Source organism: Streptomyces sp. NPDC024687, assembly GCF_055559055.1.
In genome coordinates, this window is the sequence record NZ_JBVHLJ010000008.1 from 198,164 (window position 1) to 219,089 (window position 20,926).

At 73.2% G+C, this 20,926-nt stretch carries 16 protein-coding genes; 5 read left to right on the top strand and 11 right to left on the bottom strand.

Translation table 11 applies throughout. The features are described 5' to 3' along the window. The first annotated feature begins 96 nt into the window (after positions 1-96). Together treY and ACZ39I_RS29790 are read left to right on the top strand one after the other, a co-directional pair. Positions 97-2,451, top strand: a complete 2,355-nt coding sequence (gene treY, locus ACZ39I_RS29785; protein WP_467247816.1) for a malto-oligosyltrehalose synthase — start codon at positions 97-99, stop codon at positions 2,449-2,451. Between the two features lie 208 nt (positions 2,452-2,659). After that, the gene (locus ACZ39I_RS29790) at positions 2,660-3,910 is read left to right on the top strand and encodes a M14 family zinc carboxypeptidase (protein WP_467247817.1); all 1,251 of its coding nucleotides are present in this window, start codon (positions 2,660-2,662) and stop codon (positions 3,908-3,910) included. A gap of 39 nt (positions 3,911-3,949) precedes the next feature. Here ACZ39I_RS29790 and ACZ39I_RS29795 read toward each other — a convergent pair whose 3' ends face one another. The 3 genes from ACZ39I_RS29795 to ACZ39I_RS29805 form a co-directional block, all read right to left on the bottom strand. Beyond that, positions 3,950-4,375, bottom strand: a complete 426-nt coding sequence (locus tag ACZ39I_RS29795) for an SSI family serine proteinase inhibitor (protein ID WP_467247818.1) — start codon at positions 4,373-4,375, stop codon at positions 3,950-3,952. Beyond that, on the bottom strand, positions 4,372-5,736 hold the full coding sequence (locus ACZ39I_RS29800) for a M14 family zinc carboxypeptidase (RefSeq protein WP_467247819.1): 1,365 nt from the start codon (positions 5,734-5,736) through the stop codon (positions 4,372-4,374). Before ACZ39I_RS29800 ends, ACZ39I_RS29795 begins: the two co-directional genes overlap by 4 nt. Positions 5,737-5,874: 138 nt before the next feature. Then, positions 5,875-6,426, bottom strand: a complete 552-nt coding sequence (locus ACZ39I_RS29805; RefSeq protein WP_352381892.1) for a DUF1707 and FHA domain-containing protein — start codon at positions 6,424-6,426, stop codon at positions 5,875-5,877. A 172-nt stretch (positions 6,427-6,598) separates the two neighbouring features. On the opposite strand from ACZ39I_RS29805, the gene treZ reads away from it, so the two are divergent. After that, complete coding sequence (treZ, locus tag ACZ39I_RS29810; protein ID WP_467247820.1) at positions 6,599-8,344, top strand: malto-oligosyltrehalose trehalohydrolase; 1,746 nt, start codon at positions 6,599-6,601, stop codon at positions 8,342-8,344. Positions 8,345-8,363: 19 nt separating this feature from the next. Here treZ and ACZ39I_RS29815 read toward each other — a convergent pair whose 3' ends face one another. From ACZ39I_RS29815 to ACZ39I_RS29830, 4 genes are all read right to left on the bottom strand, one after another. Then, complete coding sequence (locus ACZ39I_RS29815; protein WP_467247821.1) at positions 8,364-8,579, bottom strand: hypothetical protein; 216 nt, start codon at positions 8,577-8,579, stop codon at positions 8,364-8,366. A gap of 173 nt (positions 8,580-8,752) precedes the next feature. Next, entirely contained in the window at positions 8,753-9,697 is a 945-nt protein-coding gene (locus ACZ39I_RS29820) for an aminoglycoside phosphotransferase family protein (protein ID WP_467247822.1), read from the bottom strand. A gap of 49 nt (positions 9,698-9,746) precedes the next feature. Next, on the bottom strand, positions 9,747-10,871 hold the full coding sequence (locus tag ACZ39I_RS29825) for an aminopeptidase P family protein (protein ID WP_467247823.1): 1,125 nt from the start codon (positions 10,869-10,871) through the stop codon (positions 9,747-9,749). A gap of 130 nt (positions 10,872-11,001) precedes the next feature. Further along, positions 11,002-11,625 carry a LysE family translocator gene (locus tag ACZ39I_RS29830; RefSeq protein ID WP_467247825.1) on the bottom strand — a complete coding sequence of 208 codons (624 nt, stop codon included), beginning with the start codon at positions 11,623-11,625 and terminating at the stop codon, positions 11,002-11,004. A 136-nt stretch (positions 11,626-11,761) separates the two neighbouring features. Here ACZ39I_RS29830 and ACZ39I_RS29835 point away from each other — a divergent pair, with 136 nt between their 5' ends. Beyond that, complete coding sequence (locus ACZ39I_RS29835; RefSeq protein WP_467247826.1) at positions 11,762-12,517, top strand: metallophosphoesterase; 756 nt, start codon at positions 11,762-11,764, stop codon at positions 12,515-12,517. A 22-nt stretch (positions 12,518-12,539) separates the two neighbouring features. Here ACZ39I_RS29835 and ACZ39I_RS29840 read toward each other — a convergent pair whose 3' ends face one another. The 3 genes from ACZ39I_RS29840 to ACZ39I_RS29850 all read right to left on the bottom strand — a co-directional run bounded on the left by ACZ39I_RS29840 (position 12,540) and on the right by ACZ39I_RS29850 (position 16,662). Next, positions 12,540-13,130: a PDZ domain-containing protein gene (locus ACZ39I_RS29840; protein WP_467247827.1), complete on the bottom strand. Its 591-nt coding sequence runs from the start codon at positions 13,128-13,130 to the stop codon at positions 12,540-12,542. 311 nt (positions 13,131-13,441) lie between these two features. Continuing rightward, positions 13,442-15,601 carry a germacradienol/geosmin synthase Cyc2 gene (cyc2, locus tag ACZ39I_RS29845; protein ID WP_467247828.1) on the bottom strand — a complete coding sequence of 720 codons (2,160 nt, stop codon included), beginning with the start codon at positions 15,599-15,601 and terminating at the stop codon, positions 13,442-13,444. A gap of 194 nt (positions 15,602-15,795) precedes the next feature. Then, the gene (locus ACZ39I_RS29850) at positions 15,796-16,662 is read right to left on the bottom strand and encodes a TIGR03619 family F420-dependent LLM class oxidoreductase (protein ID WP_467247830.1); all 867 of its coding nucleotides are present in this window, start codon (positions 16,660-16,662) and stop codon (positions 15,796-15,798) included. Positions 16,663-16,892: 230 nt separating this feature from the next. On the opposite strand from ACZ39I_RS29850, the gene ACZ39I_RS29855 reads away from it, so the two are divergent. Continuing rightward, complete coding sequence (locus ACZ39I_RS29855; RefSeq protein ID WP_467247832.1) at positions 16,893-20,180, top strand: tetratricopeptide repeat protein; 3,288 nt, start codon at positions 16,893-16,895, stop codon at positions 20,178-20,180. On the opposite strand, the gene ACZ39I_RS29860 is transcribed toward ACZ39I_RS29855, so the two are convergent. Then, the gene (locus ACZ39I_RS29860) at positions 20,138-20,890 is read right to left on the bottom strand and encodes a class I SAM-dependent methyltransferase (protein ID WP_352381909.1); all 753 of its coding nucleotides are present in this window, start codon (positions 20,888-20,890) and stop codon (positions 20,138-20,140) included. The two genes, ACZ39I_RS29855 and ACZ39I_RS29860, sit on opposite strands and share 43 nt — an antisense overlap. Positions 20,891-20,926 lie beyond the last annotated feature (36 nt).

The following is a 20,926-nucleotide window of genomic DNA, read 5'->3' on the forward strand; positions in this document are numbered from 1 at the left end:
CGGGACCGTCCCGACGTCGGGGTCCCGGCATCGGTGTTCCGTACACATGGAGCACGCGATGACACGAAAGGCGGCAGGGCGGGTACGTAGGTCTGCATGACATCTGAGCGACCCGACCCGTCGGTGCCGACGGCCACGTACCGGCTGCAGCTGCAGCCCGAGTTCCCGTTCGCGGCCGCGGCGGCCGCCGTGCCGTATCTGGCCTCGCTGGGCGTCTCGCACCTGCACCTGTCCCCCGTCCTGGAGTCCGTCCCGGGTTCGACGCACGGCTACGACGTCGTGGACCACGCGCGCGTGCGCAACGAACTGGGCGGCGAGGACGGGCTGCGCGCGCTGTCGCGGACCGCGCGGGAGCACGGGCTCGGCCTGGTGATGGACATCGTGCCGAACCACATGGCGATGGCCCCGCGCCACAACCGCGCCTTGTGGGAGGTGCTGCGGGAGGGCCCGAAGTCGCCGTACGCGCGCTGGTTCGACATCGACTGGGAGGCACAGGGCGGACAGGTGCTGCTGCCGGTGCTGGGGCACCCGGTCGGCGCGGAGCTCGGCAACCTCACGGTGGACGGCGACGTCCTGCGCTACTACGACCACGTGTTCCCGCTCCGTGAGGGCACCGGGGACCTCCCTCTGCCGCAGCTCCTGGACGCGCAGTGGTACCGCCCGGTGTGGTGGCGCCTGGCCCGTACGGAGCTCAACTACCGGCGTTTCTTCAGCATCTCGGAGCTGATCGGGGTGCGGGTCGAGGACCCCGAGGTGTTCGAGGCCACCCACGCCAAGATCCTCCAGCTGCTGCACGAGGGCGTGGTGGACGGGCTGCGGGTCGACCACCCCGACGGCCTCGCCGACCCCGGCGCCTACCTCCAACGGCTGCACGAGGCGACCGGCGGGCGCTGGACGGTCGTGGAGAAGATCCTGGCGGACGGGGAACGGCTCCCGGCGTCCTGGCCCGTGGCGGGCACGACGGGGTACGACGCGCTGCGGCACATCGACGGGCTGTTCACGGACCCGGCGGGGTTCGGGGAACTCCTCGGGCAGTACCGGAGGTTCGCGGCCCCGCAGACCGACCGCGGCGGCGACTGGGCCGCGACGGCCAGGCGGGCGGCGTACAAGGTGATCACGCACGAGCTGGCCGCGGAGACCGACCGGCTGACCCGGGTGGCGGCACGCGTGTGTGCCACGTCCTCGGAGCCCGCGCTGCGCGACCGCGCGCCCTGGGCGCTGCGCACGGCGCTCCAGGAACTGCTGGTGCGGATGGAGGTCTACCGGCCCTACGGCTCCTCGGACGCCGCGTCCGTCGTCACGGAGGAGGCCGCGGCCGAGGCCCGGCTCGCTTTCGCGGTCCCGGAGGAGGCGGGCGCCGTCGACGTCGTACGGGATCTGGTGCTGGGGCGGGCCGGTGACGGGCCGGACCAGGTGGAGTTCCGCACCCGGTTCGCGCAGACGGCGTCGGCGCTGCGGGCCAAGTCCGTGGAGGACACGGCGTTCTACCGGTACGTGCCGCTGTTGTCGGCGACCGAGGTGGGCGGCAACCCCGGGAGCCCGGCCGTCGCACCCGAGGAGTTCCACGCCTACTGCGCGCGCGCGCAGCGTGACTGGCCGCTGACGGGAATCGTGGTGTCGACGCACGACACCAAGCGCAGTGCCGATGTGCGCGCGGCCCTGGCCGTGCTCACCGAGTGTCCCGAGTGGTGGGCGGACACGCTGGCCGAGGTGACCCGTGCCGGCGACGGCGATCCGGACGCACAGCTGGCGTGGGCGGCCTGGCAGACGGTGTTCGGGCTCGGCCCCGCGGACCCGGAACGGGTGCGGGAAGCGCTGCTGAAGCATGTGCGCGAGGCGGGCCTGTACACGAGCTGGACGGAACAGGAGCCGGCGTACGAGGAGGCGGTGGCGGATTTCGTCGCGGCCGGCCCGGGCGGGCCCCAGGGCGAGCAGGTGGCCGCGCTGCGCAGCCGACTCGAACCGCACATCCGGGCGAACGAGCTGGGCACGGCCCTGGTGCAGCTGACGATGCCCGGGGTGCCGGATGTGTACCAGGGCACGGAGGGCAGGTACCTGGCGCTGGTGGACCCGGACAACCGGCGGGCCGTGGGGTTCCCGCCGCAGGAGGCCGGTGACAAGGGCGCGCTCACGGCCGCCGCGCTGCGGCTGCGCCGACGCCGGCCGGATGTCTTCGGCGACGCGGCGACGTACACGCCGCTGGCCGCGGAGGGGCCGGCCGCGGCGCACTGCGTGGCGTTCGCGCGCTCCGGGGAGGTGATCACCGCGGTGACCCGGCTGTCGCTGCGGCTGGCGGAGGCGGGCGGCTGGCGGGAGACGGTGCTGCCGCTACCGCCGGGCGTCTGGCGTGACGTGCTGGTGCCGGAGCGGGAGTTCTCCGGGCAGGTGCGCGTGGCGGAGCTGCTGGGCGAGTCGCCGGTGGCGCTGCTGGAACGGGTCGCCACGGATTGACGGGGCGCGGGTGAGTGAGGCCGCGTCCTGTGCGGGAGCCCGGGAGCCCGGGTGGCGGAGCGCGGGCAAGGTCGCTGGCGCCCATCGGCCGTGCCGGTTGCCGGGACGTGCTTCCGGGCGCCCCCGGGAGGCTCCCCCACGGCGTGCTTGACAGCGCAACCAGACCGTGGGGTACTGCGGATGGCGACGCCGGTCGGACGTGTCGGGGGTGAGTCTGCTGCCGGAGCTGCGCTACCCCACGGTGACGGAACTGGTCCGGTCCGCGCGGGCGCTGGCCGCACAGTGGCCCGGCGTCTGCCGGCTGAGGCAGGTGGGTGTCTCGCGCGCGGGCAGGCCCCTGCATGTGCTGTCGATCGGCCGGGCCCGCAGAGCCGTCCTGGTGGTCGCGGGCGCCCACTCCAACGAACCGGCCGGCGGCCCCGCGGCTCTGGCCGTGGCCCGACGGGTTCTGGCCGAGGAGGAGTTGCGGTCGGACACGTCCTGGCACTTCCTGTTGTGCGCGGATCCCGACGCGGCGAGCCTCCACGTCACCCCGGCACCGCGCAGCCTCTTCGACTACCACCTCGGCTTCTTCCGGCCGGCCGGGCCGGAGCAGCCGGAGTGGGCCCCGGCGATGCTGCCGCCGGACCGGCTGCCGCCGGAGACCCGCGCACTGACCGGGGTGATCGACGAACTGCGGCCCTACCTCCAGGTGACGCTGCACGGCACCGACCTGGGCGGCAGCTGGGTGCAGTTGACGAAGGACGTCCCGGGTGTCGCCGAACCGTTCGCCAAGTCCGCGGCGGAGCTGCACATCCCGGTGGAGACCGGCGCCTCGGACGCGGCGGGCTGGCCGGCGTCCGGGCCCGGGGTGCATGTGATGCCGGCGCCGGGCGCCGGGGCGGCGTACCCGAGCATGCCGGACGACGCGCGGCGCAGTACCTGGCACCACGCGCACCGCTACGGCGGTCTGACCGCGGTGGTCGAGGTACCGATGTGGGCGAGCGACCTGGTGGACGATCCGGCCCCGCATCCGGCGCCGGCGGCGGCGATGCGGCGGCTGGCGGGCCGGCTGCTGTGTGAGTCGCGGGCGGTGGACCATGTGCTGGCGGAGGCGTTGCCGCGTCTGGAGGGCGTGGACGGGCCGCTGCTGCGGGCCGCCGCCTGGGGTCTGGAGCTGGTGCCGGGGCTGGCCGCGGACTGGGTCCACACCCGGCCCGCGGACGACTCGAAGGCGTACATCGGCAGTGTGGACGCGTTCTCCCGCCGGCTGCCCCTGCGGGCCGCGGCCATGCTGCTACGGGTCCTGCGGGAGGCCGACGACCCCGCGGCCCCGCGTCTCGAACGGCTGGTCAAGGCGTGGAGCGATTCCTTCGCGGAACGCTTCGGGGCCCGCTGGGTGCCGTTGGAACACCAGGTGGAGCATCAGGCCCGCACGGTCGTGGCGGTGGCGCTGCAAGCGCGCGTGCGGGCGGACTGAGCCCGCCCCGCGCACCGCCCCGCCCCGCACGCGTGGGCGTCAGCTCTCCAGTGCGAAGACCGCCCCGGTCCGCGCCCTCATCACACAGCCGTTCGAGAAGGTCTGGCGGTACTCGACCGGTCGGCCGTTCCACTGTCCGCGTGCCTGGACGGCGACCGGCGCGTAGAGCATCGGGCAGTAGACGTCCGCGGGCGGAAGGGCCGCGATGTCACCGCCGACGGAGTCCAGTTGGGCGCAGGCCTCGGCGGCGCGGCCGTGGCCCTGGGGCGGGTCGCACAGCAGGAGGGTGCCGCGGGTCTCGCTGGAGCGGCCGTCGCCCGTGGTCACCATGAGGTAGAGATGGTCGCCGCCGGCGGAGGATCCTGCCGTCGCGGGGGCCGCGGCGGCCAGGAGCAGGGCGGCTGCCGCCGTCAGGCCCAGGTGTGCCGCTCGCCGTACCGCTGTCGGTGTGCTCGTGTACGTCATTCCCGATGCATCGGCACGACGGCCTCGGATCCCCAGCCCGGCTCACCCGAACGGGAACACGCGGGCGCGTGCCGTACGGCGAGGTCGAAGGCGGCGAGCACGACCCGGGACTGGTACTCGATCTGGCGCGGGACAGGGATCCAGCGGGCGCCGCAGCCGTCGCGGTAGTCGGCGCACCACAGGTCGATGAGCCCGTCCAGTTCCGGCAGCGCGCCGGCCGGATCGGCGCCCGCGCGGGTCACGAGCTGGTGCAGGAGCCCGGCCGTGCGCAGGGCGAGGCGCCGTCCGGCGATGCGCAGCGCGGCCAGATGACCGGTGTTGAGCGGGGGCAGCGGGCGGCCGCCGTCGGTGACGTCGGGGTCCCAGGCGTCGGCGAGTCCGGGGCCGACCAGTAAATAGTCCTCGACCGGGGCGAGCAGCCGGGCCGCGTCCGGGGCGGCCGAGACATGCGGGCGGATCCGCGCGAGGACGCCCTCCAGGAGCCGTGCGTCGCGGCGCAGCGTGTGGCTGACGGTGCGCAGTACGGCGGCCGCGTCGGTGGGTGTGCTGCCGTCCTCGACGGCGGCCACGCCCCACATGGGCGCCTCGACGACGGCGGTCACGGTGCCGTGCCGGTGCGGGTGGTACCACGTCGACTCGACGGCGGCCTCGGTGATGGCGGCGGCCAGGTCGCCGCGGCGGGGCGGCGGGATGCGGTAGACGGCGGGTCCCAGACACGGCCAGTAGAGGGTGTCGTACGGTCCCAGCTCGCGCGGGATGCGCAGCCGGGCCGCGGTGTGGGCGACGCGCCGGGCGAGGCCGGGCAGGTCGCGGGTAAGTTCGACGAAGCCGCCGCCGACGTCGACCCCGTGCAGGGAGCACTGCAGGAAGGGCCGCAGTTCGTCCTGGAGGGCGAGGAGGGTGCGGGTCTCCGGCAGTGCGGCGGCGTCCGCGCCGTCGGGCAGCCACTCCGGCTGTTCGCCGAAGCCGGGCCGGAAGAAGTTGCGGAAGTAGCGGCCGAGGGAGTACGGGCCGCGCAGCCAGCCCTCGTTGCGGCGCAGGCCGTCGGGGTCGAGGCAGAGCAGCAGGTTCCAGGTGGCGTCGGCACCGACGGTGAGCCGGGGGTCGGCCAGCACGCGCTCGGCCAGTCTGAGGACGGTGCCGCCGCCCACGGGCTCGTTGGCGTGCGGGCCGGCGACGACGAGGGCCTGGCGGCTGCCGTGGCCGACGGAGAGCAGCCACAGGGGGTTGCCCGCGCGGGAGGTGCCGGCGCGGCGCAGCCGGGCGTCTGCGGGATGACGGGCGACGAACGCTGCTGCCCGGGCGCCGAGATCGTCGACGGTCGGGTAGCGGAGGAGGGGCGGCAGGGCACACCTCCACAATGTGGTGCCGTCGGTTCACCTGGTGTGCACGGTGTACGCACAGTCAGTCACGACTTGAGAGGTACGTCAACACCGTGCGGCGGAAAGGGCTTTGGGCCGCGACCGCAGGTAAAGCCCAGGCCAGAGGTGAGGTCGGGCTCAGTTGATCGCGAGCCGGAAGGCCATCCGGCCGAACCCGACCTGATCGCCCTCGCGGACGACGGCGGCGCCGATGACCCGTCGGCCGTTGACCGTGGTGCCGTTCGTGGAGCCGAGGTCGCGCAGGACCCACATGCCGCCCTGACGGCTGAGTTCGGCGTGGACACGGGAGACCGTCTCGTGGGTCAGCCGCAGTCCGTTGGCCGGGTCGCGGCCTATGCGCAGCGCGTGGCCGCTGCCGGGGTGGGGCAGCAGCAGCTTGGGCAGGCGCTCGGCCTGCCACGCCCTGCGCAGCCGCACGGTGAAGCCGGAGACGGCCTCGACGGTGCCGAACACCAGCCGGGAGACGCGGCTCTCCTGGGGCAGGTCCGCGGTGAGCACCGCGAGTTCGTCGGACCGGCGCGCGATGAGGGCCAGTTCCATGCGGCGCACGAACGTGTCGTGCGACAGGCGGCCCATGGCGACGCCGTCACGGAGCACCTTCAGCACCTTGTCGCGCTCCGCGTCGGACAGGCGCGCGGGGTACGTGTTGAACTCGAAGGACGACGTCACGTTGGTGATTGTCGGGCAGCGAACCCCGGGTGTCCAGAAAACGAGACAACGGCCGCCACCGGTGCGTACCTGACGACACCTGCCGCAAGGGGGAAGATTTCACGGCGGATTGATCGCGTTTGAAGCACCATGGACGGGCTACATCACGGGGAGCAGACGAAGGGGACCGTCCGTGCAGTTCGAGGTGTGGGCACCGCAGGCCGACCGTGTGACGCTCCATTGCGAGGGCGCCACGCGCGCGTTGGAGCGCGATCCGGAGCGCTCGGGATGGTGGTGGGGCGAGGCGGACGCCGGGGACGGCAGCCGGTACGGCTTCGCGCTGGACGACGGCCCGGTGCTGCCCGACCCGCGCTCACGCCGTCAGCCGGACGGCCCGGACGGGCTCAGCGCGGTCGTCGAGCACGAGCGGTACGCCTGGCGTACCCGGTGGGCGGGCCGTCCCCTGCCGGGAGCGGTCCTCTACGAGCTGCACGTGGGCACCTACACGCCCGAGGGCACCTTGGACGCGGCCGCCGCCCGACTCGGCCATCTCGTCGAACTCGGCGTCACGCACGTGGAGCTGATGCCGCTGTGTCCTTTCCCGGGACGGCACGGCTGGGGCTACGAGGGCGTCTCCCTGTGGGCGGTGCACGAGCCCTACGGCGGTCCCGAGGCCCTGAAGCGTTTCGTCGACCGGGCGCACGAGGTGGGCCTCGGGGTCGTCCTGGACGTGGTGCACAACCACCTGGGCCCGTCGGGCAACTATCTGCCCGCCTTCGGACCGTACTTCACGGACACGCACCACACGCCCTGGGGCTCCGCGGTCAACCTGGACGCCCCGGGCTCCGACGAGGTGCGCGCCTATCTGCTGGGCAGCGCGCTGTCCTGGCTGCGGGACTACCGGATCGACGGACTGCGCCTGGACGCGGTGCACGCGCTCGCCGACACGCGCGCGTGCCACTTCCTGGAGGAACTGTCGACGGCTGTCGACAACCTGGGCGCCGAACTGGGACGGCCGCTGTTCCTCGTCGCCGAGTCCGACCTCAACGACCCGCGGCTCATCACGCCCCGCGCCCAGGGCGGTCTCGGGCTGCACGCGCAGTGGAACGACGACTTCCATCACGCCCTGCACACCGCGCTGACCGGCGAGTCCCAGGGCTACTATGCCGACTTCGCCCGCGCGCCCCTGGCCTCGCTCGCCAAGACCCTCACCGGCGGCTACTTCCACGACGGCACCTACTCCAGCTTCCGCGGCCGCAGCCACGGGCGTCCGCTGGACCGTACCCGCGCGGCGGCGCACCGGCTGCTCGGCTACTCCCAGACCCACGACCAGGTCGGCAACCGCGCCCAGGGCGACCGGCTGGCGGCGTCCCTCTCCCCCGGCCTGGTGGCCTGTGCGGCGGCGCTCGTGCTGACCGCGCCCTTCACGCCCATGCTGTTCATGGGTGAGGAATGGGCGGCGAGCACGCCCTGGCAGTTCTTCACCGACCACACCGACCCCGAGCTCGCCGAGGCCGTACGGCGGGGCAGGAGGAGGGAGTTCGCGGAGCACGGCTGGGCCGAGGAGGACGTGCCCGACCCGCAGGACCCGGCGACCCGTGACCGCTCCTGCCTCGACTGGTCCGAGCTCGACCGCGAGCCCCACGCGCGTGTGCTCGCCTGGTACCGCCGGCTTCTCGCACTGCGGCACGAGCAGCCGGACCTCACCGACCCCGACCTCGCCGACACCAAGGTCGCCTACGAAACGGACCAGCGCTGGCTCGCCTTCCGCCGCGGGGACGTCCGGGTGGCCGTGAACCTCGCGAAGTCCCCGGTGGCCATCCCCCTGGGTCCCCGCGAGGCCCGCGTCCTGGCCGCCTGGGAGCCGGTGGACGCGCCGGGCGCGGACGGGGTGCTGCATGTGCCCGGGGAGTCGTGCGTGGTGCTGCTGCAGGCGTGACCTCATGGGCTCCCCCGGTTCATGAGGCGACCGGAAGGGCGTGTCGCGCCTGCAGGCCGGCGCGGGTCCGGAGGATGCGGCCGCGGACAACGATGACCGCGAGACGGGCGACGAGCTCGCCGAAGACCATGAGGACCAGGGCGGCGACCCATGCCGGGGCGCCGTTGATGTCGTGGTCGACGGAGAAACGGGCCGTGTGCTCGGCGCCGGTGCCGGTGAACGCGCCGATCAGCACCGGGTCGTTGCCCGCCGTGGGGATGTCGTGAAGGCAGGTGGCGGCCGCCCAGCCGATCAGCGCCAGTGGCAGCAGGATCGGGAGATCGTCATGCCTCGACCATCCGGCTCCGGCACGGTCGCGCGCCTCGACCCGTGGGTGGAACGAGGGTGGAAAAGACCGGGTGGAGCCGCCTACAACTCCGCGTCGTCCGTCTCCTCGTCCCGCAGCTCGGTGACGCGTTCCAGCAGGATCGCCTCCCAGGCCCGCCACAGCCGGGTGCGCAGCAGGGGCAGGGGCTCGGTGACGCGCCCGTCCAGGCCGGCGGCGAGGCGGATCACGGTGTCGCAGCGGGCGAGCCACAGACCGCGTAGGCAGGGCCTGGCACCGTATCCGGCGAGGGTGGCGGCGCGGACGGCGGCGGGTGAGCCGACGGCGAGGGCGAGACCCGCGATGTCCTCGGCGGGGTCGCCGACGACCGTCCCGGTCCAGTCCAGGACGCCGCGCACCCGGCCGTCGGCGCTGATCACGAGGTGTTCGCCGGTCAGCGCGTGATGCACGAGGACCGCACCGCCCGACTGCGCGGCGAGCTGGACCGCGGCCGGCGAGGTGAGCTGCTGGAGCCGGGCCGGGTCGAACTCGTCGGCCGCGCGGAGGCGTTCCGCGGCCCGGCCGGCCTCCCGGCGCAGCGCTTCCAGGGAGCGCGGGGCGACGCGCGGGACGCCGAGCGCCTCGGCCTGTCGTACCGGCACCTCGCGCAGCCCGGTGAGCAGGCCGGCCAGGTCGGCCTCGCCTACGGCGGACACGTCGTGCTCCTCCGCCGAACCGCCGGGAACCTTGGTGTCGAGCGTGTAGGCCAGCCCGGGCGCCCACTCGCCCTGCGCCACGCTGGTCGGCACCGCGACCGGCACGTGCGGGCGGACCAGGTCGCGCAGCCGCAGTTCGCGGCGGCTGAGGGTGGAGGCCTCGCGGTCGCCGGCGAGACGCAGGACATGGCGGGTGCCGACCCACCAGGTGGACGGCCCGCCCTCGGTGACCGGCCGGATCTCGGGTCCGCCCGTGTCGGGCGTGCTGTCCTTGAGCAGGGAACGGACCAGCCGGCGGACCGTGTCCGCGGTGGGTGTCGGTGCCTGGGTCATGGTCGCGCCGTAGTCGCTCGAAGGGTGGAGGGGCTCCTGGGAGGGTCGGTCAGTCCACTATGACCATCTCGCGGGTGGTGTCGTTGAGCCTGCGGCCACCGTCCTCGGTGACCGTGACGATGTCCTCGATGCGTACCCCGAAACGGCCCGGCAGATAGACGCCGGGCTCCACGGAGAAGCACATGCCCGCCACGAGGGGCTGCTCCTCGCCCTCGATCATGTACGGCGGTTCGTGCGTGGTGACGCCGATGCCGTGCCCGGTGCGGTGGATGAAGTACTCGCCGTACCCGGCGTCGGCGATGACCGCGCGGGCGGCCCGGTCGACCTCCTGGCAGGGCACGCCGGGCCGTACCGCCCGGAAGCCCGCCTCCTGTGCCGCGCGCACGAGGTCGTGCACCCGGCGCTCCTCGTCGGTGGGTTCGCCGACGTGGACCGTGCGGGAGGTGTCGGAGCCGTAGCCGTCCTTGAGGCCGCCGAAGTCGAGGACGGCCATGTCGCCGCGTTCGATGACCCGGTCCCCCACCTCGTGGTGCGGGTTGGCGCCGTTGGGTCCCGAGGCGACGATGGTGAAGTCGACCTGGGAATGACCGAAGCGGCGCAGCAGATCGGCGAGGTCGGCGGCCACCTCCGACTCCCTGCGGCCACCGAAGGGAACGTTCCGGATCTCCTCGAACGTCGCGTCGGCGGCCGCGCCCGCGGCAGCCAGCAGCTCCAGTTCCGCCGCGTCCTTGACGGCGCGGAGCATCGGCAGGGCATCGGTGAGGGAGGCGTACGACGTGCCGGGCAGGGCCTTCTGCAGGCCCAGCAGGTGCATGGCCCAGGCGTTGTCACTGATGCCGAACCGGCCGCCGGCGTCCAGGAGGGCGGCGGTGGCGGCGTAGGGGTCCTTGCCGTCGGTCCAGTCCCGCAGGGTCAGGGCGCTGGCGCCGACGGCCTTGGCGGCGTCCGGTGCCTCCAGGGTGGGCACGACGAGGACGGGGTCCTGTCCGGGGGCGAGGACCAGCAGGGTGAGCCGCTCGGTGACGGCGGGGGGCGCGTAGCCGGTGAGCCACACCAGGTCCGGTCCCGGGGCCACCAGGAGTCCGGCGAGCCCGGCCTCGGCGGCCGACCGTGCCGCGCGCTCCATGCGGGCCCTGTAGTCGTCGGCGACGAAGGGCGCTGCGATGCCGGTCATCCGGGCCTCCTGGGGCGGGTGAGGGTCGTTGGGCAGCATCCTGCCCGGACGGCGAGGGGCGCGCGAGCCGGTCGGCACGTCTTTCGGTCGACGTGTCTTCGGTCGGCCCGGACGGGGCGCCGGGCGTACGTCAGCTCTCCAGGGCCATGCGGACGCCGAGGAGCAGCAGGACGCCTCCGGAGACCTGTTCCAGTCGCCGGCGCACGCCCGCGCGGGACAGCACGGTCCGCAACCGGCCGACGAACCACACGTAGAGGCTGTAGTAGCCGATCTCGTAGACCGCCCAGAGCGCGGCTAGCCCCACCATGGTGGGCAGGTGCGGGGCGCCCTGGGGCACGAACTGCGGGAGGAAGGACATCGCGAAGACGGCCGCCTTGGGGTTGGCGAGGTTGAGGAGCAGTCCCGCGCGGTAGGCGGCCCAACCGGTCCTGCCGGTGCTCTCCCAGCCACCGTCGTCGGCCGCCCCCTTGGCGCGGCGCGCCTGCCGCAGCGCCTGGACGCCGAAGGCGACGAGCACGACGGCACCGACGATCCGCATCACGTCGTAGGCGATCTCGGAGGCCGTCAGCAGCGCGGTCAGGCCGAGGGCGGCGACGACGCCCCAGATGAACACCCCGGTCTCGTTGCCGAGGACGGTCAGGAAACCGGCGCGTCGGCTGTGCAGCGACTGCTTGATGATCAGCACGGTGCTCGGGCCGGGTGACGCGGCGATGAGGGTGCAGGCCCCCAGGAAGGCGAGGAGCGTGGTCGGCATGGGTTCATCGTGACCTCGGCGGCCGGATCCGGACCAGTGGTTTTCCGCCCCGGCTGACGGAAGGGACTCGAGAGACTTGATCGGGCATCACTTCTAATGCTTGTATCAATGTCAACCATTAGACGGGGGGTACGTCGTGCTCGTGCTCGCACACATCAGCGATCTGCATCTCGACGGGACCGCACGGGCGACGGAGCGCGCCGAGCGGGTGCGTGACCGGCTGTGGCAGCTGCCGGGGCAGGTGGACGCCCTGCTGGTGACCGGTGACATCGCGGATCACGGCGCCGAGGCGGAGTACGAGGAGGCCGCGCGGATCCTCGGACTGCACGAGGGCGACGCCCCGTTCCCGGTGCTCACCTGCCCCGGCAACCACGACAGCCGCGCCCCGTACCGCAAGGCGCTCCTGCGGGAGCCCGTGGCCGACGGGCCGGTGAACAACGTGCGGGTCTTCGCCGGCGGTGCGGTACTGATGTGCGATTCCAGCATCCCGGGGAGCGACGCAGGGGCCCTGGACGAGGAGACGTACGACTGGATCGAGGCGACGCTCGACGCACTGGACGGGTGTCTTCCGGCTCTGCTGGCCTTCCATCATCCGCCGGTCGCCCTGCACCACCCACTGCCCGACTCCTACCAGCTGACCGGGCCCGGCCGACTGGCCGCACTGCTGGAGCGGCGGCCCGAGATCGCCGGCCTGATCACCGGTCACGCGCACACGCCCGCGGCGACGGTGTTCGCCGGGCGGCCGCTGGTCGTCGGGCCGGGGGTGACCTGGACGCTACGGCTGCCCTGGGAGGGCGAACAGATCGCGGACCGGGACGCGCCGGTGGGTCTGGCCTTCCACGTACTGGACGACGAGGGACGACTGACGACGCACTTCCGGGTGGTGCCGTGACGCCGGGGGCGGGGACGGCAGTTCATGTGACGACTCCCGGTACGGCCGTCAGCTGCTGGTAGGTGCCGCCGCGGTGGCGGATCGTCAGTACGATCTCGCGGCCCGCTCGGGCGTCCGCGACGGCGCGTGCGAGGTCGTCGGCCGTGTTGATGCGGGTCCGGCCGAAGGCGAGGAGGACGTCGCCGCGGACCAGGCCCGCCGCGTAGCCCGGGCCGGGGACGTGGACGCCGACCACCAGCGCGCCCGCCTTCTCGGCGTCCACGGCCTCCACGCCGAGGGTCGCGACGGCGGGTGCGGGCGAGGGGGCGGTCGACCGAGCCGCGGACGACGCGGAGGGGCCCGGGTGCGCCCAGGCGGGCGGGCCGCCCTGGTGAGGCGCTGTCTGCCCTTGGAGTTCGGCCAGTCTGCTCATGCCGATCACCGTGGCTGCGACCGTCCCGAGTCCCACCCCCGACAACACCAGGACGACCGCGACGAACACGCCGGACAGCAGGGTCGTGAACCGGCGTCCGCGCCGGCGCGCGGCGTGCGGGCGCCGGACGGGCTCGGGCTTCCCGCCCCCGCCGGGCTCCCGACCGGGCATCGGCTTGGGGCGCAACGCAGTCTGTTCCATGGATCGCCTCCGGCTGGATCACCACCGGCTGGTGTCTACCCGGCGTACGGGCCCGCGACGAGCCACGAAAGAGTGAGACTGACGGGTGGTCAGGAACGGGAAGCCGCCGGAACCAGCGGGTCGACGAGGTCCGCCGCCGCCCCGCTCGGCGCACCCGTGTACACCGGTGGCCGCCGACAGGGGCAGCAGGACCCGGCCCTTTCCGGCATTCCGGCAGCCGCCGGACTGTGGGCACGCGGGCGGTCGAAGAGCCCCAGCGGGCAGGACGTCCCAGGCGGTCGGGACGTCCCAGGTGGTCGGGGCCCCGCTCGTCAGCCTGCCAAGGGGAGGGCCGGAGGTCGGTCCGGGAGGAAGCCGTGGGTGCGGCCGGCCAGGTGTTCGGGCTTGTAGCGGTCGACCGTGCGGTGCCAGTTCAGGATGCCCGCCATCCAGTGCTGGAGGTCGGTCACGTAGCCCCGCATGACCTCGCGCGCCTCCTCCGAGAGCCCGAAGTCGTCGTAGACCACAGGCAGTTCGTGCGCGGCGACATGTTCGAACTGCTGCATGCGCTGGGTCATCAGGTCGTGGACGACGCGCAGCGCGGTCGGGTAGTCGATGCCGAAGAAGTTCTGCACGACGAGGATCGAGTTGTGGACCTCGCCCTCGTACTCGATCTCCTTCCGGTAGGAGAAGACGTCGTTGACCAGGCACGCGTAGTCGACGGCGGCGTTCTCCAGGGAGCGCACGGGGCCGCTGCGGTAGATCTCCGGCGGGACGGCGGGACCGTGGCCCATGCGGCACAGGCTCATGGTGAGGTCGGCCCCGAAGGTGGCGCGCCGCATCTCCAGGTAGTCGACCGGGTCGGGGACGCGGTGCTGGATCTGGTTGGCCAGCTCCCAGACCCAGCTCTCGGTCATCACGTTGACGGAGTCCTTGAGGGTGCGCCGCTGGGCGGGGGTCATCTCGGCCGTGGTGCGGGCCCACAGGTCGATCAGGCCGCGCTCCATGGCGTTGGCGGGGACGAGGACCTGCTCGCCGTCGAGGGGCATGCAGTCCGACAGCCGCTGGGTGGTCAGGCGGGCGGCGGCGAGGTCGCGGCGCCCGCCGTAGACGAGCGGGTAGTAGTCGTCGCCGTAGGTTCCCCAGGCCAGCCAGTCCGAGCTGAGGTCGAGGGCCTCCGGGCTCGCGTCCGGGTCGATGCCCGCGGAGCACAGCGGGAGGTCGGCCGCGGCGAGCTTGTCCTCGTCCCAGACGCCCTCCTGGAGCATGCCCATGCGGTGCGCCCACTCGGCGAGGCGGGGGCGGGCGCCGGGCAGGTGGGGGCTGAGTTCGGTCGGGAACGGCATGTAGAAGTCGGGCAGCAGGGACGGGCCGACCTTCTGGAACGGCACGTGCCGGTGGGCGCGCAGCCGCTCGGCGCCGGCCGCGGCGAGCAGGGCGCCGACATCGGCGGCCGAGGTGCCGGGGCCGGTCAGGGCCTGCCAGGGCGAGGTGGTGTCGGCACGGGCGTTCATGTAGCGGCTGGAGCGCATGTGCCATTCGTGGCCGCCGGACTGCCAGTCCTGGAGGCCCTGCGTGTACCGGGCGACCGCGGTCACCTCGCCCGGCGACAGACCGTTCTCCAGGGCGACCGCGGGGACCTCGGTGAGGGCGGTGTGCTCGAACTGGTGGAGGCGGGAGGTGAGGACGTCGTTGACGGTGTCGGCGGCCTCCTGGGTGGTGCAGCCGAAGAAGGTCTCCAGGACGAGCACGCCGTTGCTGAGCTCGCCCTCGTCCTCGACCTCGCGCTGGTAGGAGAACAGGTCGTTGCGCAGGTGGACGCCGTCGGAGAAGGTCTCCATCAGCACACGCAGGGGTCGTGTTCCGGCGACGGACGCCGGCACCTCGGCCGTCGCGTACTCCACCAGACCGGCCGACCAGGGGGCGCCGCCGACCTTGCGGCGCATCTCGATGTACTCGACGGGGTTGGCGATCCGCCCCTCGTTGATGTTGGACAGCTCCCACAGCGACTCGTTGAGCAGGTGCTCGGTGGCTACGGCGAAGCGGCGGCGCCAGCCGGCGGACATCGACGGCACGGTCCGCGTCCACAGGTCGGCGAGGCCGGCCTCGACCGGGTTCTCGGGCTCGGGCATCGGGGTCGACAGGTCCATCGGCATGAACAGCGGCAACCGGTCGAGGTATGCCTTGCCGCCGGCGCGGTCCTGGGTGCGCTTGAAGGTTTCCAGGAAGTGGTCGTCGAAGAAGAACACCCACACGTACCAGTCGGTGATGAGCGAGAGGGCGGGGCCGTCGCAGTCGGGGTGTGTGTAGGCGCAGAGCAGGCCGTAGTCGTGCGCGTCGAGGTCGGACTGCTCCCAGATCCCGGACCCCTCCAGCATGCCCATCTCGCGCGCCCACACGGACGAGTGGGCGCGGGCCTCGTCGAGGCGCGGGTTCAACCGCGCGGGATACGGCATGTAGAAGTGCGGGAGTTCGAAGGGCTGCTGCGTCATGAACCGGGCCCTACCCATGGCTCTTGGCGGGCATCCGTGGCGGCACACATGATCACACCATTGCGTGAATCCGGGCGGAACTCGGGAGTTCTCGGCGGGACGTGTGGCGTTCGGACAGTCGGCAGGACGTTCAGGTGCCCTGAACTCCCTGGCCGCTCTCCTGAACGCTCCGGTCGAGGACGACGCCGCGTCGTTCACTCCTCGGCGACACGTGAAAGGACCTCCTCGGCGACCCAGCCGAGCGCGTCCGGCAGTGCCTCGCCGGCGACCGGCAGCCACAGCGAGCAGGCGGTGAGCCCGGCGTCGGCCAGCTGCCGGAGTTCCTCGCGCACCCGCTCGGCGGACGCATCCGCCCCGCCCAACGGGCGCCGACCGGGCGGTCGTACGGCCGCCTCGAAGCCCGGGGGTACGAGGACCTGGCCCGCCGTCAGCTCCAACGGCGTGGCCGGATCCCGCCCCGCCTCCCGCCCGAGTTCGGCCAACCGGCCCCGCACCTCGGCGAGTCCGGCCGCGTCGAGCCCGGAACCGTGCCACGCGTCGCCGTACCGCAGGGCCCGGCGCAGGGCCGCGTCGCTGTGGCCGCCGACCCACACCGGCGGCCCACCGGGTGTGCGCGGCCGCACCCCGAGCCGTACCTCGGTCTCCTCGCGCCACAACTTCCGTACGGTGTCCAGCTGTTCGTCGGCGCGGCGGCCCCGCCCGGCGAAGGGGACGCCGGCGGCGTCGAACTCCGCGGTGTCCCAGCCGGTGCCGACTCCGAGCGTGAAGCGGCCGCCGGACAGCCGGTCGAGCGTGGCGGCCTGGTGGGCGACGACGACCGGGTTGTACAGGGGCAGGATCAGGACGCTGGTCACCAGCCCGATCCGGGTGGTCGCCCCGGCCACGGCGGACAGCAGGACCACCGGGTCCGGGGTCACGCCCACCGCGCCCGCCAGCAGATGGCTGCTCGCGATGAGGTGGTCGAAGCCCAACTCCTCGGCGGTTCGGGCGGTTTCGAGGACGTCGTCGAGCTCGTCCTCGTGAGCGGGCCACAGACGGTGCGGTGCGACTCCCAGACGCATGCGGTGCGACTCCCTTGGGATGGGGTGACAGGGGGTGGTGCTCCTGGGCCAACAAGGCGACGGCCGCCGCTCATCCCTCGCCGCGCCACGGAAACGGCCACCGGGACGGCCGGCGAGACGCCCGGACGGCTCGTTTTTCGCACTTCATCGGCGGGATCAAGTCCCTGCGGGGGCACGTGACATGAGAACCTGAAGACGGGAGAGGGGTTCGGACGTAACCGTCGAGGTGTGTGCCGACAGGGGGGTCCTCGATGTTCGGCGGAGAGTTGTTCACCCAGACCGCTGCAGCCGCCGCGGGCACGATGGTCGGACTGATGACCACGGATGCCTGGCATGCGGCCCGGCAGCGGATGGCGCGGTTCCTGCGGCGGGAGGACGTCGAGCGGCTGGACCGGGCGCGAGCGGCACTCGACGCGGCGCCGCCGGACCGGCAGGAGATCATGCTGCGCGAGCAGCGGCAGGAGTGGGACACCACCCTGCGCGATCTGCTGGCCCGGGATCCCGCGCTGTCCGGTCGGCTGGCCGAGTTCGTCCAGGAGTTCTCCGGTTTCGCGCGCCCGGTCTTCATCCAGGTCCAGCCGGCACCGGCCCCGCTGGAGCCCGTCCGGGCCCCGGGGGCGCTGACCGTCGCGCCTCCGCTGGGCCGGCTCGACCGCCGGGTGCGAGGCCGTGAGCCACTCCTGGACACCCTCAAACAGCTGGTGGGCAAGCCGACTTCGGGTGTGCGGGTGCTGCACGGCATGGGCGGCAGCGGGAAGACGACGGTCGCCCTGGAGATCGCCGCCTACGCCGCCGCGCTGAACGTCGACGTGTGGTGGGTGACGGCGAAGAACCCCGCCACGCTGAGCGCCGGAATGCGCGAGGTGGTGGCCGCCCTCGGCACCCCGGCGGATCTCATCGACCGTGCCTGGTCGGGGCGTTCCAGCGCGACCGACCTGCTGTGGCGGCGGCTGTGCGACACCCCGAACCCCTGGCTGCTGGTGGTGGACAACGCCGACGAGCCCGAACACCTGGCGCCCTACGGCCGGTTGGCCGAGGGCAGAGGCTGGATCCGGCCCGCCGCGGAACTGCCAGGCCTGGTGCTGATCACCAGCCGGGACAGCAGCCCGACGACCTGGGGGCCCTGGGCCACGCTGCACTCGGTCGACGCCCTGGAGGAGGCCGACGCCACCGAGGTGCTCTGGGACCTCGCCGGGGAGCGGGCCGGTTCACGTGAGGACGCCCGGCTGCTGACCCGGCGGCTCGGCGGGCTGCCGCTGGCGCTGCGCATCGCGGGCTCGCATCTCGCGGCGGCCTCGGCGTTCCCCGCCTGGCCGGGCACCACGACCGTGCGGACGTACGCCGACTACCGCGTGGCCCTCGACGAGCGCTTCGCCGAACTCCTCGACGAGCGCCCGCCCGGGCAGCAGGGCAGCAACTACTCCGTTCCGGTGACCGGCACCTGGGAGCTGTCGCTGGACCTGCTGGAGCGGCGGGGCATCGTCCAGGCCCGGCCCCTGATGCGGCTGTTGTGCTGTCTGGGGGAGGCGCCGGTGCCGCTGGTCGGTCTGTTGCGCCCCGACCGGCTGGCGGACTCCTCGCTGCTGCCCGGTGTCACACCCCAGGAGCTGTTCACCGCGCTCACCTCGCTGGCCGACTTCGGTCTGGTCGAGCTGCACACCCCGCGCGGCGGCGACGACCACACGCGGACCCTGCTGATGCACCCCCTCGTCCGGGACGCCGGCCGGCTCCAGCGGGACCTCGCCGAGCACATGAGGGAGTACGCGGCCGTCGTCGCCGACCTGGTCGTCTGCGCCACCGCCGAGCTCAGCGAGGACGACCCGCGCGACTGGCCGCGCTGGCGGCTGCTGCTCCCGCACTGCGACGCCCCGCTGGCCCTGATCGGCGACCCCTACGAGGCGGAGGACGACCTGGTCTCCAAGGCGCTGCGGGCGGCGGCGGCCGGGGCCCGGCATCTGATCCGGCGGGGCTGGCTGGACCGGGCCGAGGAGGTGCTGGGGGCGTGCGAGCCGGTGGTGCTCGCGTGCGGTCCGCGGGACCCCGACGCGCTCGAAGTACGTTCGGCGGCTGCCCACCTGCTCCAGTTGCGAGGCCGGCTCGCCGCCGCCGAGACACTGGTGCGTTCGGTCCTGGAGGACACGCGAGCCCTGTTCGGCGACGGCTCCGGTGAGACCGCCGACGCCCGGTACGCCCTCGCGGAACTGCTCTGCGACCGGGGCCGGCCGGCGGAGGCCGAGGTCGAGTACCGCTCGGTGTACGCGACGCGTCGCACCCTGCTCGGCGACCGTGACCCGCAGACCCTGGCCGCCCGCAAGGGCGTGGCCCGCATGTCGCAGCAGCGCGGGCTGCTCGCGGAGGCCGAGGAGGAGCACCGCCTGCTGCTCGACGCCTACCGCGACGCGCTCGGCGACCGCCACCCCGACACGCTGTCCGCCCGGCACGACACCGCCCAAGTGCTGCACGAGCGGGGCATGTTCCGCCAGGCCGAGCAGGAGCTGCGGGAGACGCTCCAGGTGTGCAAGGACGTACTGGGCGAGCGTCACCCGGGCACTCTCGCCGTCCGCCACGACCTCGCCGACGTCCTGCGCGACCGCGGTCTGCTGGCCGAGGCCGAGCACGAGTTCCGTACCGTGCTCGGGCTGCGCGCCGACACCTACGGCGAGGACCATCCCGAGACCGTGGCGGCACGGCACGGCCTGGCCACCGTGCTGCGTGACCGGGGCTGGCCCGGTGACGCGGAGACCGAGTTCCGGGAGGTCTTCGAGGTCCGGCGCAGACTGCTCGGCGACATGCACCCGCACACCCTGGTGGTCCGGCACAACCTGGCCGACCTGTTGATGGAGCGGGGCCAACTGGAGGCAGCCGAGACGGAGTTCAGGGAGGTGTACGCGGCGCGCCGGGAGGTGCTCGGCGAACACCACCTGCTCACCCTGTCGGTACGGCACGGTGCCGCACACGTCCTGCACCTGCGGGGCCGTACCGACCGGGCCGAGACCGAGTACCGCACGGTGCTCGCGGACTGCGTGCAGACCCTGGGCCCCCGCCACCCGGGCACGCTCGCGGTCCGCCACAACCTCGCCGACCTGCTCAAGGACCAGGGCCGGCTCGCCGCGGCGGAACAGGAGTTCAGGGAGGTCTACGAGGCCCGGCGGACCGTGCTGGGCGAACAGCATCTGCTCACCCTGTCCGTGCGGCACGGTGCCGCGCACGTCCTGCATCTGCGCGGGCACGTCGAGCAGGCGGAGGCGGAGTACCGGACGGTGCTCGCGGACTGCGTGGAGACGCTGGGGCCCCGGCACCCGGGCACCCTGTCGGTGCGGCACAACCTCGCAGGACTGCTCTGCCTCAAGGGGGAACTCACGGCTGCCGAGGCGGAGTTCACGGAGGTGCGGGATGCCTGCCAAGAGGTCCTGGGGTTACGGCATCCACGGACACTGGCCGCTCAGGAGGCCCTCGCCCGCCTGCGGTCCGAGGATCAGGCGCCCAGGGATCCCGACTCGGCGGCCACCGGCTCGTAGCCCGGGAAGCGTGCCGGGATCTGCGCCAGGTCCCACAGGGAGAGGGTCTTGTCGTCGTAGAAGTCGTCGGACTCGTCGTCGCCGATGACCTGGAGCGGTTCGGGCAGCCGGAAGGGGGCGAGCCGGAGGTTGATCGGCCGCCACCAGCCCGTGACGATGTCGGTGTTGGCGGCCGTCCTGGAGAAGGTCGTGGTGAGCAGATAGCGCGAGCCGCTCTCCCGGAACCGGGTCAGCGCCTCCACCACGTGCTGGTAGGAGAAGTGCACGAGGGCGTCCCGGCACACGATGAGATCGACGCGCGGCACGGGCTGGGCGGTGAAGTCGAGCAGCTGGAACTCCCGCTCCGGGCCCGGGTGTTCGGCACGGTTGGCCGCGACGAGTTCCGCGACGACGTCCCCGCCGAGGTAGGAGGCGCCGTGCAGTTCGACGTGCCGCATCCAGTTCAGGTCCCCGCACGGCGCGTCCAGCACCGAACGCACCCCCAAGTCCTTGATGAGGGCGCCGAGTCGGGCGATCACCCGCTTCATGCGCTGCAGCTCGGAGCCCGGTCCCGAGCGGGTCTCGTCGGAGCCCCAGCGGTTGGTGCGGTAGATGTCCGTGAACACGTCGTGCAGGTCGGCCTCGTCGGGGGCGTCCGTGACGTCGAGATAGCGCCGCGCGTCCACGTCGTAGACGGGCTCCCCAGGATTGCTCAGGTACCGCGGGGTCAATGACGTCCTCTTTCGCTGCCCGTCGGCGGGACGCAG